This is a genomic window from Pseudomonas sp. TH32 (assembly GCF_016650855.1).
Taxonomy (GTDB): domain Bacteria; phylum Pseudomonadota; class Gammaproteobacteria; order Pseudomonadales; family Pseudomonadaceae; genus Aquipseudomonas.
In genome coordinates this window covers 1,644,565-1,660,729 of sequence record NZ_JAEKFA010000002.1, presented here as the reverse complement: position 1 = coordinate 1,660,729, position 16,165 = coordinate 1,644,565, and the positions used below count along the sequence as shown (strand labels likewise).

Annotated in this window: 15 protein-coding genes and 3 pseudogenes; 10 read left to right on the top strand and 8 right to left on the bottom strand. The window is 62.7% G+C overall.

Annotation, left to right across the window (positions count from 1 at the left end; genetic code table 11):
* Positions 1–104: 104 nt before the first annotated feature.
* The gene (locus JFV30_RS11220) at positions 105–908 is read left to right on the top strand and encodes an MmyB family transcriptional regulator (RefSeq protein WP_201123675.1); all 804 of its coding nucleotides are present in this window, start codon (positions 105–107) and stop codon (positions 906–908) included.
* Between the two features lie 125 nt (positions 909–1,033).
* Positions 1,034–1,453 (top strand): hypothetical protein, encoded by a 420-nt coding sequence (locus JFV30_RS11215; RefSeq protein WP_242487056.1) that lies wholly within the window; start codon positions 1,034–1,036, stop codon positions 1,451–1,453.
* 6 nt (positions 1,454–1,459) lie between these two features.
* Here JFV30_RS11215 and JFV30_RS33625 read toward each other — a convergent pair.
* Positions 1,460–1,555 (bottom strand): annotated as a pseudogene (locus JFV30_RS33625) (CPBP family intramembrane glutamate endopeptidase); the annotation flags it as partial.
* A gap of 135 nt (positions 1,556–1,690) precedes the next feature.
* A complete protein-coding gene (locus JFV30_RS11205; protein WP_201123671.1) occupies positions 1,691–2,161 on the bottom strand; it encodes a RidA family protein in 471 nt (156 codons plus the stop codon).
* Positions 2,162–2,451: 290 nt separating this feature from the next.
* Here JFV30_RS11205 and JFV30_RS11200 point away from each other — a divergent pair, with 290 nt between their 5' ends.
* Positions 2,452–2,883, top strand: a complete 432-nt coding sequence (locus JFV30_RS11200) for a nuclear transport factor 2 family protein (protein WP_177078681.1) — start codon at positions 2,452–2,454, stop codon at positions 2,881–2,883.
* Positions 2,884–3,115: 232 nt separating this feature from the next.
* Positions 3,116–3,757 carry a LysE family translocator gene (locus JFV30_RS11195; protein WP_010169738.1) on the top strand — a complete coding sequence of 214 codons (642 nt, stop codon included), beginning with the start codon at positions 3,116–3,118 and terminating at the stop codon, positions 3,755–3,757.
* On the opposite strand, the pseudogene JFV30_RS11190 reads toward JFV30_RS11195, so the two are convergent.
* Positions 3,754–5,081 (bottom strand): annotated as a pseudogene (locus JFV30_RS11190) (aminotransferase-like domain-containing protein). The gene JFV30_RS11195 and the pseudogene JFV30_RS11190 sit on opposite strands and share 4 nt — an antisense overlap.
* 93 nt (positions 5,082–5,174) lie before the next feature.
* On the opposite strand from JFV30_RS11190, the gene JFV30_RS11185 reads away from it, so the two are divergent.
* A complete protein-coding gene (locus tag JFV30_RS11185; protein ID WP_201123669.1) occupies positions 5,175–6,065 on the top strand; it encodes a DMT family transporter in 891 nt (296 codons plus the stop codon).
* On the opposite strand, the gene JFV30_RS11180 is transcribed toward JFV30_RS11185, so the two are convergent.
* Both JFV30_RS11180 and JFV30_RS11175 read right to left on the bottom strand, forming a co-directional pair.
* Entirely contained in the window at positions 6,062–7,216 is a 1,155-nt protein-coding gene (locus JFV30_RS11180) for an MFS transporter (RefSeq protein WP_201123666.1), read from the bottom strand. The two genes, JFV30_RS11185 and JFV30_RS11180, sit on opposite strands and share 4 nt — an antisense overlap.
* Before the next feature lie 43 nt (positions 7,217–7,259).
* Positions 7,260–7,814: a YceI family protein gene (locus JFV30_RS11175; protein WP_201123664.1), complete on the bottom strand. Its 555-nt coding sequence runs from the start codon at positions 7,812–7,814 to the stop codon at positions 7,260–7,262.
* A gap of 118 nt (positions 7,815–7,932) precedes the next feature.
* Here JFV30_RS11175 and JFV30_RS11170 point away from each other — a divergent pair, with 118 nt between their 5' ends.
* Positions 7,933–8,427: a PaaI family thioesterase gene (locus JFV30_RS11170; RefSeq protein ID WP_010169743.1), complete on the top strand. Its 495-nt coding sequence runs from the start codon at positions 7,933–7,935 to the stop codon at positions 8,425–8,427.
* A 44-nt stretch (positions 8,428–8,471) separates the two neighbouring features.
* Positions 8,472–9,359: a YghX family hydrolase gene (gene yghX, locus JFV30_RS11165; RefSeq protein WP_010169744.1), complete on the top strand. Its 888-nt coding sequence runs from the start codon at positions 8,472–8,474 to the stop codon at positions 9,357–9,359.
* Positions 9,360–9,476: 117 nt separating this feature from the next.
* Here yghX and JFV30_RS11160 read toward each other — a convergent pair whose 3' ends face one another.
* Entirely contained in the window at positions 9,477–10,661 is a 1,185-nt protein-coding gene (locus tag JFV30_RS11160; RefSeq protein WP_201123662.1) for a DUF2252 domain-containing protein, read from the bottom strand.
* Between the two features lie 224 nt (positions 10,662–10,885).
* On the opposite strand from JFV30_RS11160, the pseudogene JFV30_RS11155 reads away from it, so the two are divergent.
* The 3 genes and pseudogenes from JFV30_RS11155 (at position 10,886) to JFV30_RS11145 (ending at position 14,294) form a co-directional block, all read left to right on the top strand.
* A pseudogene (locus JFV30_RS11155) lies at positions 10,886–12,147 on the top strand (aspartate aminotransferase family protein).
* Complete coding sequence (locus JFV30_RS11150) at positions 12,144–13,646, top strand: APC family permease (protein WP_201123660.1); 1,503 nt, start codon at positions 12,144–12,146, stop codon at positions 13,644–13,646. Before JFV30_RS11155 ends, JFV30_RS11150 begins: the two are co-directional and overlap by 4 nt.
* 72 nt (positions 13,647–13,718) lie before the next feature.
* Positions 13,719–14,294: a DUF1349 domain-containing protein gene (locus JFV30_RS11145; protein WP_201123658.1), complete on the top strand. Its 576-nt coding sequence runs from the start codon at positions 13,719–13,721 to the stop codon at positions 14,292–14,294.
* Here JFV30_RS11145 and JFV30_RS11140 read toward each other — a convergent pair whose 3' ends face one another.
* Together JFV30_RS11140 and JFV30_RS11135 are read right to left on the bottom strand one after the other, a co-directional pair.
* A complete protein-coding gene (locus tag JFV30_RS11140; RefSeq protein ID WP_169388196.1) occupies positions 14,295–15,188 on the bottom strand; it encodes a LysR family transcriptional regulator in 894 nt (297 codons plus the stop codon).
* Positions 15,189–15,213: 25 nt separating this feature from the next.
* A complete protein-coding gene (locus tag JFV30_RS11135; protein WP_201123656.1) occupies positions 15,214–16,092 on the bottom strand; it encodes a LysR family transcriptional regulator in 879 nt (292 codons plus the stop codon).
* Between the last annotated feature and the right edge of the window lie 73 nt (positions 16,093–16,165).

The window sequence follows — 16,165 nt, the reverse complement described above, 5'->3', positions numbered from 1 at the left end:
GGAGACAACGGTTCGGGAAGCTGCACATTAGTGATAACGTCCGTCCCTTCTCAATGACCTCACAGGTCATCGACATCACCGACCCGCACGGCCAGAGTCAGCCCATGAGCAGCCCACCGTTCCCCCGCGCAAACCCCGACACCACCGCTGGCTCGCAACTGCGCGCGCTGCGTAGGCAAGCCAGATTGAGCCAGCTGGAACTGGCGCTGATCACCGGGGTTTCCCAGCGCCATTTGAGCTGTGTCGAGACCGGCCGTGCCAAGCCCAGCCCGGGCACGTTGCATAATCTGTTGATGGCCCTGGAGGCCCCGCTGGAGCAGTGCAACAACGTGTTCCTGGCCGCCGGCTTCGCCCCACGCTATGAGGCGACTCCGCTCGCGTCACCGTCGATGGAAGCCATTCGCGAGGCCATCAACCATGTGCTGCACGCGAATAATCCTGCACCGGCCATCGTGCTGGGCAGCCATTGGGAAGTGCTCGCCGCCAATGCCAGTACCCAGGTGCTGTTCGATCTGGTAGGGATCAAGCCGGAGGCGGCTGAGGGGCTGAATTTACTGGTCACCCTGCTGCAGCCTGGCGGCCTGGGTGATCATCTGGTCAACGCCGAAGAAATCCGCACCGTCGCCTGGCAACGGGCATCCCGCGAGGCGCTTGGCAACCCGGAACTTGCCAGGATTCTGGACAGCCTGCCGGCCCCGCAGAGCCCCGGGGCCTTGGCCAATGAACTGCCGCCACTGGTGCTGACACGCCTCCACTCCCGGGAAGGTGAGCTGAACTTCATGTCGACCTTCACCACCTTCGGCATGCCGCAGGACATCACCGTGACGTCCCTGCGCATCGAGCATTTGATTCCGGCGGATGCACAGACATGGCAGGTGATGACTGCGGCGTATGAACGGTCGAAATAGGCAATGCCTTGCCGGATCCGGCAACCCATGACCACTCTCCTGTTCCCGCGCGCCCCGCAGCACAAGGCTTGCAGCACATGGCCTGACTCTTGCTGCGCTCCCGTTACCAACCAGGGAGCCGCATCATGATCGGAAGCACCAGCCTTATCGCACTGGCCCAGAAGAGCCTGACTCAGTCCATGGAAAACGGCACGCTTCGGGCCGGGAGGATTGAGGTCATCAACGCCACACCCGAGATCAAGGCCAAGCTGGAAGCCAGCTATCAGGAGCAAGTGCTCTCGACCGCGCAAACCGTTGCCACCGCCAGAGCCAATCCGTCGTGGGCGACCTTCGACGATAAAAGCAATGCCGTCGAATTGCCTGATGTGCAGTCCCTCAGCAAAAGCGACGCGACCCACGTTGCCAACGGTCTGCAGTACCTGCTCGATATCGGGCGCCTGGACGGCAAGACCGTCACCGCGAAAAACGGCGACCAGTCGACGGACAACATCGCGGTTTACAAGGACTGGCTGCAGGCGCACATCGGCGTTGATATGCAAGCCTGAAGCGGCTCACACCATCGGTACGGCAATCAGCACAATCGCCGTGCCATGGGTCGCCGTCGCCGCCACCACGCCGTAGCGCAGGCGCACCAGCCCGCAGGCCAGCAGCAGGATAACGATGCGCACGCCCGGCACTGTTTTCGGCGTGAGGACAAACCACAGGCCAAACAGGATCAGCCCGGGAAGCAGATACACCCCATAGTGGACCAGTACCGCAAAGGCCTCGGCGATCACCCGGCGTCAGCCCTGTGCCACGGCGACCATGTCGATTTCCACCGCTGCGCCCTTGGGCAGTTGCAGCACGCCCACCGAGGTGCGTGTGTGGGCCCCAGCCGCGCCCAGAATCTCGTTCAGCAGGTCGGACGCGCCGTTGGCCACTTCGCTTTGCTGGTCAAAGTCCTCCGCGCTGCGCACGTACACATTGATCTTCAGAATCGCCTTGACCTGATCCAGCGAGCCCAGCGCCTGCTTGAGCAGCCCCAGGCAACGCAACGCGCTGACGCCCGCCGCAAGCTGTGCGTCGGCCAGGCTGAGGCTTTCACCGACCTTGCCCGGCAGCACGATGGCGTCGCCCACCCGCGGGATCTGGCCGCTGATGTAAACGTGATTGCCATCCCTTAACAGCGGCGTGTAGTTGCCGCCGATCTTGAACTCGTTGAGTTGGTAACCCAGGCGCACCATGGCGGCCGCGTACTTTTGATCCGGTGTCATGTGTGGTTGTCCTTATTGGCTGTTGCGGCGCTGGCATTCATCCACCGCATCGCCCAGGGTCTTGGGGATATGGGTGTTCCGGCCACAGCATAGCCATGTGCCATTTGCTCTGGAAGTACTGCCGAGCATTTCATCAGTGATACGACAACCAACAGTATTCGATAGCGCCTATATACGGGCCCACGAGAAATTTCACTTTCCTTGACGACCTGAAATACGGCATGGTTGTACGACGACTACAAAATCTCTCCTGTGTCGTACCAGTACCCCACAACAACAAGGAAACACCCATGCAAAACGTCAAGGTTCTGATTGGTTTTCTGTGCCTGTTCAGCGGCTACGCGGCCGCCGCCCCTGCTGCGAGTGACAAGGATGTAGCCGCTGCGGTCGATCACCTGACCCAGGCCATGCTGCACAAGGACATCCCGCAACTGCAGGCCCTCACTGCGAACAACCTCACCTACGGCCACTCCAGCGGCAAGATCCAGAACAAGCAGGAATTTATCGCGGACATTGAAACCGGCAGAAGCGGTTTCAAGACCCTGGAAATGCAGAAACAGACCATCACCCTGAATGGCGACACCGCCCTGGTGCGCAACCACTTTTCCGCCCAGGCGGTGAACAGTGGCGTTGAGGTGCCTACCGAAATTGAGAACTTCCAGGTCTGGCAGAAACAGAAAGGCAAGTGGCTGCTGATTGGGCGCCAGGCCTACAAGTTCTGATAACAGCCGGATGCTTTCCTGTGAGGAAGGAGCTTGCTGTGGTGAGGGGGCTTGCTGTGGTGAGGGGGCTTGCTGTGGCGAGGGAGCTTGCTCCCGCTGGGCTGCGTAGCGGCCCCAAAAAAAGCGGGAGCGCTGCGCACTCCAGCGGGAGCAAGCTCCCTCGCCACCGGGGCTCCCGGGCCACACTCAAAAAGGGGTAGGATCGCGCTTTAACCAGACGCCGAGCCTGAACATGGACTTTCACTCCCTACTCGCCTACACCCTCGTCGCCGCCATTGCCATCGCCAGCCCGGGCCCGGCGATCCTGATGGCGCTGAACAACAGCCTGGCCTATGGCGCACGCTCAACGCTGTGGTCTTCGCTGGGTAATGTCAGCGGCGTGTTCTGCGTATCCGCTGCGGCGATGCTGGGGCTGGGTGCGTTGATCCTCAGCTCCGAATGGGTGTTCAACGGGGTAAAAATCCTCGGTGCCGGCTACCTGTTTTATCTGGGTGCCAAAAGCCTGTTCAAGAAGAACCCATTGCTGGCCACCAACTCCCAGGCACCGACGCGGGTCAACGCCCCTTCGCCCTGGAAACTCTACAAACTGGCGTTCCTGACCGCCGTCACCAACCCCAAGGCCGTGTTGTTTTTTACCGCACTGTTCCCGCAGTTCATCAACCAGCACGGCGCACTGCTCCCACAATTCATGGTGCTGACCCTGATTTTCATGGCGCTGTCGGCATTGTCGCTGACCCTGTACGCCCTGCTCGCCGCACAGGCCAAGGGCTTGCTTGCGCGGCCAACATTTTCCAAGTGGGTGGACCGGGTAGTGGGCTCGACCTTTATCGCGTTCGGCACACTGCTGCTGACGATGCGTCGGCAAACGGCCTAGTACGCCTCCACCGCCCAGCGCACTTTCACCAGCGCCTCGCGCAGCACCTGCCGATCCACCGACCCCAGCGCCACGCGCAAGGCATGGGGTACGTGGGCCGAGACGGCAAACGGCTCGGCGGTGGACACCGAGATATTTTCCCGCGCCAGCGCCATGGTGATCTGGTCGGCGCGGGCGTCTTCCGGCAAGGGCAGCCACAAGAAATACGAGGACGGATGGCGGATCACATTGAGCCCCGCCAACACCTCATCGGCCACCGCCTGGCGCGCCCGGGCATCCTCGCGTTTTTGCGCTTCCAGTTGTTGCACGGTGCCGTCGTCAAGCCACGCCGCCGCGACGGCAGTCATCACCCCGGGGTGTTCCAGGTGGTGGCCATGACCGTACGCTCCAGCGCCGCCATCCACGGCTGGGGCGCGGCGACGAAACCCACCCGCAGCCCGGTGGCGACACTCTTGGACAACCCCGACACATACACCGTGCGCTCCGGCGCCAGTTCGGCCAAGGGTGGTGGCGCGTCCTCGGCTAGAAACGCGTAGGCGGCGTCCTCGATCAGGGTCAACTCATGCCGACGGGCAATCGCCACCAGGTGCTCGCGCTGCTCCATGCTCATCACCCAACCCAACGGGTTATGCAAGGTCGGCATGCTGTACACCGCACGTACCGGGCGCCGCGCACAGAGTTTTTCGAGGAAGGTCAGGTCCGGCCCGGTCGCGGTTACCGGGATCGCGACGATTTCCAGGTGCAGCGTCTCGGCCAGTACCTTGAACCCGGAATAGGTCAGCGCATCCACCGCCACCACATCACCGGGCTTCAACAGCGACATCAGGGTCACCGCCAGCCCGTGCTGGGCCCCGCTGACAATCAGCACCTGCTCGGCTTGCACCGTCAGGCCACGGCTCGCCAGGTGCCGCGCCACCGCCGCCCGCTCATGCAGGCGGCCGGCGTGGGGCTGGTAGCGCAGCAGTGCGGCCAGGTCGCCGGACAGCGCCAATTGGCGCAACGCCGTGCGCAGCAGGTCGGTCTGGCTCGGCAGCGACGGGTAATTGAAGTTGAGGTCGATCATGCCCGCGGCCACCGCGATCTGACCGACGCCCTGCCCCGGCGACAACGCGATTTCCCGCACAAAGGTCCCGCGCCCGGTCTCGCCACTGACCAGGCCCATGGCCTCCAGCTCGGTGTACACCCGGCTGGCCGTGACCAGCGCCAGGCCGTGGCTGGCGGCCAACTGGCGGTGGGTCGGCAAACGGGTGCCCGCCGCCAGTGTGCCGGAGCGGATATCCCGCGCGAACGTATCCACCAGGGTCTTGTAGCGGGCGCGAGGCATAGGCGATGTATCCATGACAATTTTTTGATTGTCTTAAGGGTGAATCATAGGATGCGAAGGACGCAACTTATCCTTTCATCGAGCCCTACGCCCATGGAACGCACCACCCACCTCAACACACGGGAACACAACGCCAGCGGCTGGATCAATGGCTTTATCGGCGTGGTGATCTTCAGCGGTTCACTGCCCGCCACGCGCCTGGCGGTGCTGGAATTTGATCCGGTTTTCCTGACCGTCGCCCGCGCCACCATCGCCGCGCTGCTCGGCCTGTGCCTGCTGTGGCTGTTCAAGGAAAAGCGCCCGGCCCGCCACCAGTTACTGCCCCTGGCAATCGTCGCGCTGGGCGTTGTGATCGGCTTCCCGCTGCTCACCGCATTGGCCTTGCAGTACGTCACCAGCGCCCACTCCATTGTGTTTGTCGGCCTGCTGCCGTTGGCCACTGCGGTGTTCGGCGTGTTGCGTGGCGGCGAGCGGCCCAAGCCGGTGTTCTGGCTGTTCTCGATCCTCGGCAGCCTGCTGGTGGTGGGCTACGCCGTGTCCCAAGGACTGAGCGCCGCGCCACTCGGGGATGTGCTGATGCTGCTCGCGATTGTGGTGTGCGGCCTGGGTTATGCCGAAGGCGCCAAACTCTCGCGCACCCTGGGCGGCTGGCAGGTGATCTGCTGGGCACTGGTGGTCTCGCTGCCGATCGTCGCGCCACTGACGGCGATTTTCGCCCCGCAGTCTTTCACCGGCATCAGCCTGCCCGCCTGGCTCTGCCTGGCCTATGTGTCGCTGTTCAGCATGCTGATCGGGTTTGTGTTCTGGTATCGCGGGCTGGCCCAGGGCGGCATCGCCGCCGTGGGCCAGTTGCAGTTGCTGCAACCGTTCTTTGGCCTGGCACTGGCGGCCACGCTGCTGCATGAGCAGGTGAGCCTGGGCATGCTGGTGGTGACGGTCGCGGTGATTGCCTGTGTGGCGGGCGCGAAGAAGTTCGCGCGCTAGGCGGCCTTCCTCAACGTCAACAACGCGATAAACAGTCCACCGGCCACGCCGACACTGATCATCAAGCCATGAGGGCTGACGTAAGACACCGTCGCCCCCGTGGCAATCGGCCCGAGCACGCTGCCCAGGGTGTAGAACAGCGCAATCGCAGTCATCGCGGTAGACACCTGATGCTCGGCCACCCGGTCTCCCGCCTCGATCACCGCCAGGGTGTTCATGCCGCCAATCGCGCCGCCCCACACAAACACGATCAGCGTCGACAACCACGGCAGCGATTGGCTGAAGGGAATCGCCAGGGTGCCCAGCAGCACCACCAGGCCGCAGACCAACTGGCCGGTCTTGTACGAGCTTCTGTCCGCCATCCAGCCGATGGGCAGTTGCAGCACGGTACCGCCGATGCCGAATACCGAGATCAGCAACGTCGCCGCCGTCAGCACATAGCCCGTCGAGAGACTGTAGGCACCGAGGAAGGACACCGATGAGGTCTCCGAGAACCCGGCGATAAACGCGCCGCACAACGCCACCGGGATCACGCTGAACAGTTTGCCGTGGCGTTTCTCCGCCGGTGTTTTCGGCCGCGAATCGTGCCCTTTCAAGCTCAACGCAATGCCACCGGACAGCAGCACGATGGCCGCACAGGCGTAATAGGGAATCGCACTGTCGACCCCGAACACCACCAGCAGCAAGGGCCCGACGGCAATTCCCAGGCCCATCAGGGTTTCGTGCACGCCAATGGCCCGGCCGCGTTCGCTGTCGGTGGCCACGGAGACGATCCAGGTATCACAAGCGATCCAGCGCAGGATCAAGCCAATGCCCAGCACAAAGTTCAACGTGAACAGCAGCGCCAGTTCACTGGTCAGCGTCATGCCGATCAGCCCCAGCACAGTCAGGACCACACTGAGCAGATTGGCCCTGACCAACCCCAGGTGCCCCAACAACGGTGGCACGACCTTGTACAGCAGCAGGATCGCGATCCACGAGGCGCTGACGATCACCCCGATTTTCGCCGCGTCCACGCCCTTCTGTTCCAGGGACAACGACAGCAACGGCGTGATGGTGCCGATTTGCACAATCTGGGACAGCACCGACAGGGTGTTGATGCGGGTCAGGGCCAGCCAGCGTTGTTTGTCGCTGTAAGCAATATCGTCCATGACGTTACCGGGGGGTTATTCAGAGTCGCCAGAGTCTCAGCTCTCAGCGTTCAGGCGCAACCATCTTGAACTTGATGAGGATCTCGTTCGATACCACGCTGTCGGCCCACTCGCCCGCGCCGATCTTGAAGTCGTCGCGCTTGAGCACAAATTCGCCGTCGAACACGCCAATGCCGCTTTGCTCCTTCAGGGCCACCTTGACCTCCACCGGCCTGGTCTGGCCCTTGAGGGTCAGGTTGCCGCTGAACAGGTAGCGGTTGTCGCCCAGGTCGGTGATATGGGTGGAGGTAAAGGTGCCCACCGGGTAGGTGGTCATGTCGAACCAGCCGGGCTTGGGCAGTTCGGTGTTGGCGTCGTCGCTGCCGGCATTGATGCTCGGCAGTTGGATGGTCAGCACGGTGCTGGCGGCAGCGGGGTTTTGCGTATCGAAACGCAGGGTGGCCGAATACGTGCCGAAGGTGCCGTACACCTGCTGGCCCATCTGGTCATAGGTGAAGCTGATGGTGCTCGCCGCCGGGTTGACGTCGGTGTATTCCACGGCATACGCGCTGGACAAGGTGCCGAGGGTAAGGAAGGCGGCTAGCAATCGACGTTTCATGGGGTACTCAACTGGAAATGAACACGCTGTGCAGTAGTAACAGCGTAGGTGCTGGATTTATTCCCGCGCCTGGCATTAGGCTCGTGCCCCGACGGAACTCAAACAACAAGGAGCCACGATGCCCGCGCTTTCCCTGCAAGACACCACCGCCCCCGAAGGCGTCTGTTACGGTTGCGGCAGCAGCAACCCCCACGGCCTGCACATCAAGAGCCGCTGGGACGCCGACGGCATCCACGTGATCGCCGAGCACCAGCCCGACGCCCAATACTGCGGCTGGCCAGACCTGGTCTACGGCGGGTTGATCGCGATGCTGGTGGACTGCCATTCGAACTGGACCGCCATGGCCTATCACTACCAGGCCGAACAGCGTGAACCGGGGACCCTGCCGCGTATCGACTGCGTCACCGGTAACCTGGGCATAAAATTTATCAAGCCCACGCCGATGGGCGTGCCGCTGACCTTGCGCGCGAAAGTCGAGGGTGAGGTCGGCCGCAAGACCCGCGTGGTGTGCGAGGTGTACGCCGATGGCGTGCTGACGGCAATTGGCGACTCGGTGTTCGTGCGGGTCGACACCGGGCGATTGGCCGCCGCGGCCCATGGCCGGGAAGCCTGATACTGGTCTACATTCAGTCACACCGCTAATCGAGGACGCCACCGATGACTCGCCTGACCGCCAAAGACTTCGCCCCTGAACTGCTGGAGCTTTACGACGGCTACGCCCACGGCAAGATCAACCGCCGGGAATTTCTCGACCGCGCGGCGCTGTTCACCTTTGGCGGGCTGACGGCGTCGGCCCTGCTCGCCGCCCTGAGCCCCAACTATGCCTTGGCCGAGCAAGTGAAATTCACCGACCCGGAGATCGTCGCCGACTACATCACCTACCCGTCACCCAAGGGCAACGGTACCGTCCGGGGCTACCTGGTGCGCCCGGCCAAGGCCACCGGCAAGGTGCCGGCGGTGGTGGTGGTGCACGAGAACCGTGGGCTGAACCCATACATCGAAGACGTCGCCCGCCGGCTGGCCAAGGCCGGGTTTATTGCCCTGGCGCCAGACGGCTTGACCTCGGTCGGTGGCTATCCCGGCAACGATGAGAAAGGCGTGGAACTGCAGCAGAAAGTCGACCCCGAGAAGCTGATGAACGACTTCTTCGCCGCCATCGAATGGCTGATGCACCACGACGCCAGCACCGGCAAGGTGGGGATCACCGGGTTCTGCTACGGCGGCGGCGTGACCAATGCGGCAGCGGTGGCGTATCCGGAACTGGGCGCGGCGGTGTCGTTTTACGGGCGCCAGCCGCAAGACAAGGACGTGCCACGGATCAAGGCGCCGATCATGCTGCATTACGGTGAACTGGATACGCGAATCAACGAGGGCTGGCCGGCGTATGAGAAGGCGTTGAAGGCGGCGGGTACGACGTATGAGGCGTTTATCTACAAGGGCGCCAATCATGGGTTCCACAACGATTCGACGCCGAGGTATGACGAGGCGGCGGCGAATCTGGCGTGGGAGCGGACGTTGGGTTGGTTCAAGAAATACCTGGCCTGAAACCGATCATGTAGGAGCTGGCTTGCCTGCGATGGCATCACCTCGGTGTGTCAGATGCACCGCGGTGATGCCATCGCAGGCAAGCCAGCTCCTACAGTGATTCAGGTGTTTCCCGGGTCAGTGCTCCAGCGCATACCGCCGGCAATGATTCAAATACCCTTCCTCGTGGCTCCCCACCAACTGCACCACGCTGGTCCACAGCCACGAAGGCGCATCCAGCCGCTTCGAGCGGTTCTCCTGCAACATCGCCATCCAGTCCTTGCGCGTGTCCCGGTCCATCTGCCGTGCATGCGCGACGCCGACCACCCGCGCCAGGTACCCGGCCGCGTGCATCGCATCTATTTCGCTGAGTTCATCCAGTTCCAGTTTCATGTCCTGGGGCAGCAATTCACGGATGAAAAACCCGTGGTCCAGAAACCGCGTCGCCAGCATCCGTTCTCCCAACGCCGGTGACAAATGCCGTGCGCCCTCCACTACCCGCCGGCCGTTATCCCGAGGCATCTTCGCCCGCGCCGCACGCGGCGCCGCAGCGCCAACCGCTTCCTTGATATCGATCAGGCAATACTCCTGATCAGACCCATCCCCTACCCCCAACAACACCGCATACCGCAATAACCCAAGGGAGCTGCAACCCTTGACCCAATACGCCGAGTCCAGCAACTCAACCTGGTCATCGTTGGACCGGCCTTTAAGGGAGGTGACCAGCCGGTGGATTTCATCCGAGGCGCACAACGTCTCCAGGGCTGACTTTTCCGCCCGGGACAACGACCAGAAATGCTTGCCCAACGGAATCGTCGGCCGGGTGCTTTCAATACGCTCCCGGGCCAGATTTTTCCAGGTGCGCTCCACCGCACTGCGCATCCCGGCCTTGACCTGGGACGGGCGCGGCGGTGCTTCGTCGGGCTTGTCCTTAAACGCCTGGGCGTACCCCACCATCATCTCTTCGAGCATGCGGGCGGTGGTCACCCCCGGCAAATCCGAACCCCGGGCAGCAGTGGCCAAAGACAACGCCAGGCGCACCAGGTCATGGGCCGGGTTACCGATCACCGCCTGGTCAAGGTCACGGATATGCATGTCGATCCGGCCCTTGGTGTCGCCCGTGGGCCCGAGGTTGCCAGCGTGGCAGTCGCCACAGATCCAGATCGCCGGCCCGTGAGGCAAGCGCCGGCCGTGCTGGCTGTGCAGCCACTCATAAAACTGAACCGTACTGCCCCGCACATAAGCGTGGGCGGAGCGCGCCATCTTCAAGTTGCGCAGTTGCGTGAGGTGGGGCATTCGCGAAGAGGGACGCGGGATTTTCATAGGGGCACTCGTCATGGGGATACGGTAGAGGGTAGCCCGCCGCGAATGTTTCATTTTGTTTCAGCGGATTTTATTAATAAGCCACACCAAATAATCCCACTGCAATCGGTCTTTCTATTCCTCCCGCCCCCGGGACTAGCATCGGGTCAACTCGATGCAGCGAGTCACAACCCTAACTGCACACATCCCCAAACACTGCCGCCCTAACAAAAGAGATAAAGCAGATGAATGAAGTGATGAACACCCCACCCGCCAAGATCAACCTGGTCAAGGCCCGAGGCTCGCTGGTATGGGACGACCAGGGCAAGGAATACATCGACTGCACCGCCCAGGCCTGGTCCAACAATTTGGGGGCGAATGACCCGCGGGTGGTGGAAGCCGCCGTCGCGCAATTGCGCGAAATAACCCACATCCGCCCCAACTTCGGTTCGCCCGCCCACACCCGGCTGGTGAAGAAGCTACGGGAAGTCTCCCCGGCGCCCTCAACCAGATGGGTTTCGCCCTGCATGGCAGCCTCGCCGGTGAAATGGCAATGAAACTGGCCTTCAAGAACCGCCCCGGCGCGCAAAACCTGCTGGTGCTGCAAGACGGCTACCACGGCCGCTCCCTCGCCACCCTCGGCGCCAGTTGGCCCCATCCGAACAACCCGTTTTTGCCGATTCAACCGCGCTTCACCCGTGTGCCCCATCCCAACCCCTACCGCACTCGCCTGGGCATGGACCCGGAAACCGAGTCGCAGCTGTGCCTCGGCCTGCTGGAAGAAACCATCCTCAAGGGCGTCGACGGTGGCGTGGCGGCGGTGATGATGGAACCGATCCAGGGCAATGGCGGGCACATCGAATTCCCGCGCTCCTACTACAAGGGCGTACGCGAGCTCTGCGACCGCCTCGGTGTACTGCTGATTTTTGACGAGGTCCAAACCGGCTTCGGCCGCATGGGTACGATGTTTGCTGCGGACTATTACGACGTGCTGCCCGACATCATCGTATTCGGCAAGGGCGTCGGCGGTGGCTTCCCCCTGGCCGGGATCCTGGCCGATGACAAGCTCAAGTGGTTCGACGAAGGCGAAGAAGCCCTGACCTTCGGCCACTTCCCGGTCTCGCTGGCCGCCGGCTACGCCACGGTGGAAGCCATCGTCGCCGACAACCTCTGCGAAAAAGCGCGGGACTCCGGCGACTACATCACCGCCCGCCTCAAGGACATGCAAACCCGCCACCCGTTGATTGGCGACGTGCGCTGCCCGGGGCTGATGGCTTCCATTGAGCTGGTCAAGGACCGCACCACCAAGGAGCCGGCCTGCCGGGAATCCCAGGAGGTGTATCGCCTTGGAGTGGAGCGCGGCGTATTGTTTGGCGAAAGCCGTTACGCAGGGCTGGGCAACCTGATCAAGGTCAAGCCGCCGCTGGATATCGAACGCCCGTTGCTGGCCAAGGCCCTCGACGTGCTGGACGAGGTGATCGGCATCATCGAGGAGCAACGGCCATGAGCACATTTGTCGAAAACACCGTGACCGCCCCGCCGAATGCCCAGGCACCGTTGTCCAGCGACGACGCCGACCTCGCGAGCCTCGGCTACGAGCAAAAGATGCACCGCACCATGAGTTCGTTTACTTCGTTTGCCCTGGCCTTTTCCATGGTCTCGATCAACACCGGGGTGGTCACGCTGTTCGCCGACCCGTTCAACCGGGTCGGCGGTATCGGCATTCTCCTGTGGCTGCTGGTAATCCCGCTGGTGTGCTGCATCGTCATGGTCTACTGCCACCTGGCCGGGCGCATTCCGCTTACCGGCTACGCCTACCAATGGTCCAGCCGGCTGGCGGGCAATCACTTCGGCTGGTTTACCGGCTGGGTCGCGTTCACCTCGTTTGTGGCGGGTACTGCAGCCACCTCGGCGGCCATCGGCACGGTGTTCGCACCGGAGATCTGGGCCAACCCGACACAGGGCCAGATCCAGGGCCTGAGCATCGGCGCGACCCTGGTGGTAGGCCTGCTGAACATCTGCGGGATACGCCTGGCCACACGCATCAACGACATCGGCGCAATCATCGAAATCATCGGCACCGTGCTGCTGGCGATTGCGTTGTTCTTCGGGGTGTTTTTCTTCTTCGAGCACACCCAGGGCGTGGCGATCCTGACCTCGGCGCAGCCGGTGAGCGGCGCCGGCATCAGCTTTACCACCATTGCCCTCGCCACCCTGCTGCCGGTCTCGGTGCTGCTGGGTTGGGAAGGCGCCGCCGACCTTTCGGAGGAAACCAAAGACCCACGCCGCGCCGCGCCCCGGGCGATGATTCGCGCGGTGCTGGTGTCCAGCGTATTGGGCTTCGTGGTGTTCGCCTTGCTGAGCATTGCGATCCCGGGCTCGGTCAGCGAGTTGCTCAGCCACAGCGAAAACCCGGTGATCAATATCGTGCGCCTGCAACTGGGCAACGCCGCCGGCATGGGCATGATCGTGATCGCGTTTGCCTCGATCCTCGCCTGCCTGATCGCCAATATGGCCGTGGCCACGCGCATGACCTTCGCCCTGTCCCGGGACAACATGCTGCCCGGCTCCAAAGTGCTGGCGAAGATCAACCCGCACTTCGGTACGCCGGTCGCTGCCATTGTGCTGATCACCGCCATCGCCGTACTGCTGAACCTGGCGAGCGGCGGGTTTGTCACCGCGATCTACTCGATGGTCGGCCTGACCTACTACTGCACCTACCTGCTGACGTTGATTGCCGCATACCTGGCCTATAAAAACGGCAGGATGCCCGGGGCGCCCGACGGTGTATTCAGCCTGGGTCGCTGGTTGTTGCCCATGATCATCCTCGGCGGCCTGTGGGCCATCGCGGTGATCCTGACCCTGAGCGTGCCGGAAGAAAGCCACACCGGCGCCGTTACCACCGGGGTTACACTCGGCGTCGGTGTGCTGTGGTGGTGGTTCTCGCTGCGCACGCGCCTTAACAATGGCACCGCCGGGCCGAGCAGCAAATTGCTCGATCACTAGTCGCTGATTGCAGCCAAACAACAAAACCCCGAACGCCGGGGTTTTGTCTTGTCACCCACAAGGAGCTTCCCGATGTTTGAACAGGCCAGTTGGCTCAATCAACCCCGGCACTGGAGCCGAGAAGGCGAACGCCTCAAGGTCCGCACCGATGCCAGCACCGATTTCTGGCGCGAAACCCATTATGGTTTTGTGCGCGACAACGGGCATTTCCTGTTTGTCGAAACCGACGGCGACTTCACCGCCCAGGTCAAAATCCACAGCGAATTTACCCACCTGTATGACCAGGCCGGCCTGATGGTGCGGGTCGATGAAGCGCATTGGGTGAAGATCGGCGCAGAGCTGTCCGACGGCGTGACGCTGCTGAGCAGTGTGTTGACCAATAGCGTGTCGGACTGGGCCACCGGTGTGTTCCCGGGGGACCCCGAAGCGTTCTGGATTCGCGTCACGGTGGCCAAGGGCGTACTGCGCGTGCAGGTGTCGGTAGACGGCGTGAGCTGGCCGTTGGTGCGTCTGGCGCCGTTCCCCGTGGCCGCGTCCTATCAGGTCGGGCCTTACTGCTGCACACCGGAACGTGGCGGGCTGGAGGTGGAGTTTTCCGAACTGCAGGTCAGTGCGCCCAATGGCAAATCCCTGCACGACCTGTCCTGACTAACGCCGGCTGCTCGCCACTTCCATCGCCAGCTCGGCAAAATTGCGCGCCGCCACACTCGGGTGTGGCGGCAAGGCCACAGCCACTTCACACATCGGCATATCGCTGATCACCGGGAATGCCAGGCCAGGGCGTGCATAGAAGCGTGCAGTGGACAGCGCGGTGATGCTGATCCCGCGCTCGGACGCTACTGCCTGCAACTCGGTTTCCACCGTCGAGGCTTCATGGACGATCCGTGCCGGCTGACCGTCGCGGTAAGCGTCGGCGGTCCAGAAACTGCGCCACACGCCGGCACCCGGTGCGGCAATGATCGGTTCCTGCAGTACATCGTAGATGCTCACGCTGCTCTGCCCGGCCAACCGGTGGCTGGACGCCAGGCACGCCACGCACGGTTCGGTCACCAGGGTGTGCAACTCGATATCGGCCAGTCCCAGTGGCGGGCGCAGCACCGAGACGTCCATGCCTTCATCGATCCCGGCATGGGGCGAGCCGAAGTCATACTCGCGCACCACCAGCTCGATCTCCGGGTAGCGCCTGGCAAACACACTGAGGATCTGTGGCATCAGGTCCACGCCGGCGCCGATCAGGAAACCGATGTTCAACGAGCCGCGCACCCCGCGTGCATGCTCCTGGGCGGTGCGCACCAGACGGGTCACGCCATTGACGATTTCCCGGGCCTCTACCAGCAATGCCTGGCCGGCTTCGGTCAGCGTCACGTTGCGGGTATTGCGCAGGAACAGCTGCACATCCAGCAGCGCTTCAAACTGGCGGATGGTCTGGGACAGCGCCGGTTGCGAGACATGCAGGCGAGTTGCCGCGCGCACAAAGCTGAGCTCCTCGGCGACTACCACGAAGGCCTTGAGTTGACGGATGTCCACGCCGGAAGTTTGCATCAGGGCTCCTTATGAGAACGATCATTTACACCGGTGCTGCCACTTCGCGCAACCAAGCCTTGAATGCCGCCATCGCCGGTGTCTCGGCCCGCGACTGCAACCGGGTCAGCCAATAGCTGCCGGTGGTGATGCCCACCTCGAACGGCTGGCGAATCACATCCGTCGCCAGTTGCCGGCTGAACATCATCGCCGGGGCCAACGCCACACCTGCACCTTGCAGCGCGGCTTCCATCATTGCCAGGGACGAGTCAAACACAATGCTGCGCGGCACCAGCGTGTCAGCCGGCAGCCCGGCGGCCTGGAACCACTGGGTCCATTCATCAGCGCGGTAAGAACGCAGCAATGTGTGTTTCAACAGGTCTGCCGGGGCCTGCAATTGACGGGCAATCTGTGGCACGCACAGCACCGTCAGCGGCGCTTCCAGCAACTGGCACGCCTCGGTGCCGTGCCACGCACCCGCGCCAAAGCGGATCGCGTAATCCAGGCCTTCAGCAGCCACGTCAACGCGGTTGTTGTTGGTGGACAGCCGCAAGTCGATAAACGGGTAGCGCGCCTGGAAATCCGCAAGCCTGGGCAACAACCAACCCACGGCAAAGGTGCCCACCGCGCCCACCGTCAACACTTCGCGGTAATGCCCGGCTTCAAACTGGCCTAAGGTTTGAGCGATCCGGTCAAAGGATTCCCGCAGCACCGGCAGCAAGCTTTCGCCTTCGCTGGTGAGCATCAGGCCGCGAGGCAAGCGTTTGAACAACGTGACATTGAGCTGGGCCTCCAGGCTTTTCACCTGGTGACTGACCGCCGCCTGGGTGACGCACAACTCGATGGCCGCCCGGGTAAAACTCAAATGCCGCGCGGAGGCTTCGAAGGCCCGCAGCGCGTTGAGGGGCAAATGGGAGCGGAGCATGGCTTGACCTTAAATTTTCTAATGGCTGCTGCGAGATATCATCGTTTGTCGAAGTCGTACAATCTGCCTAAAT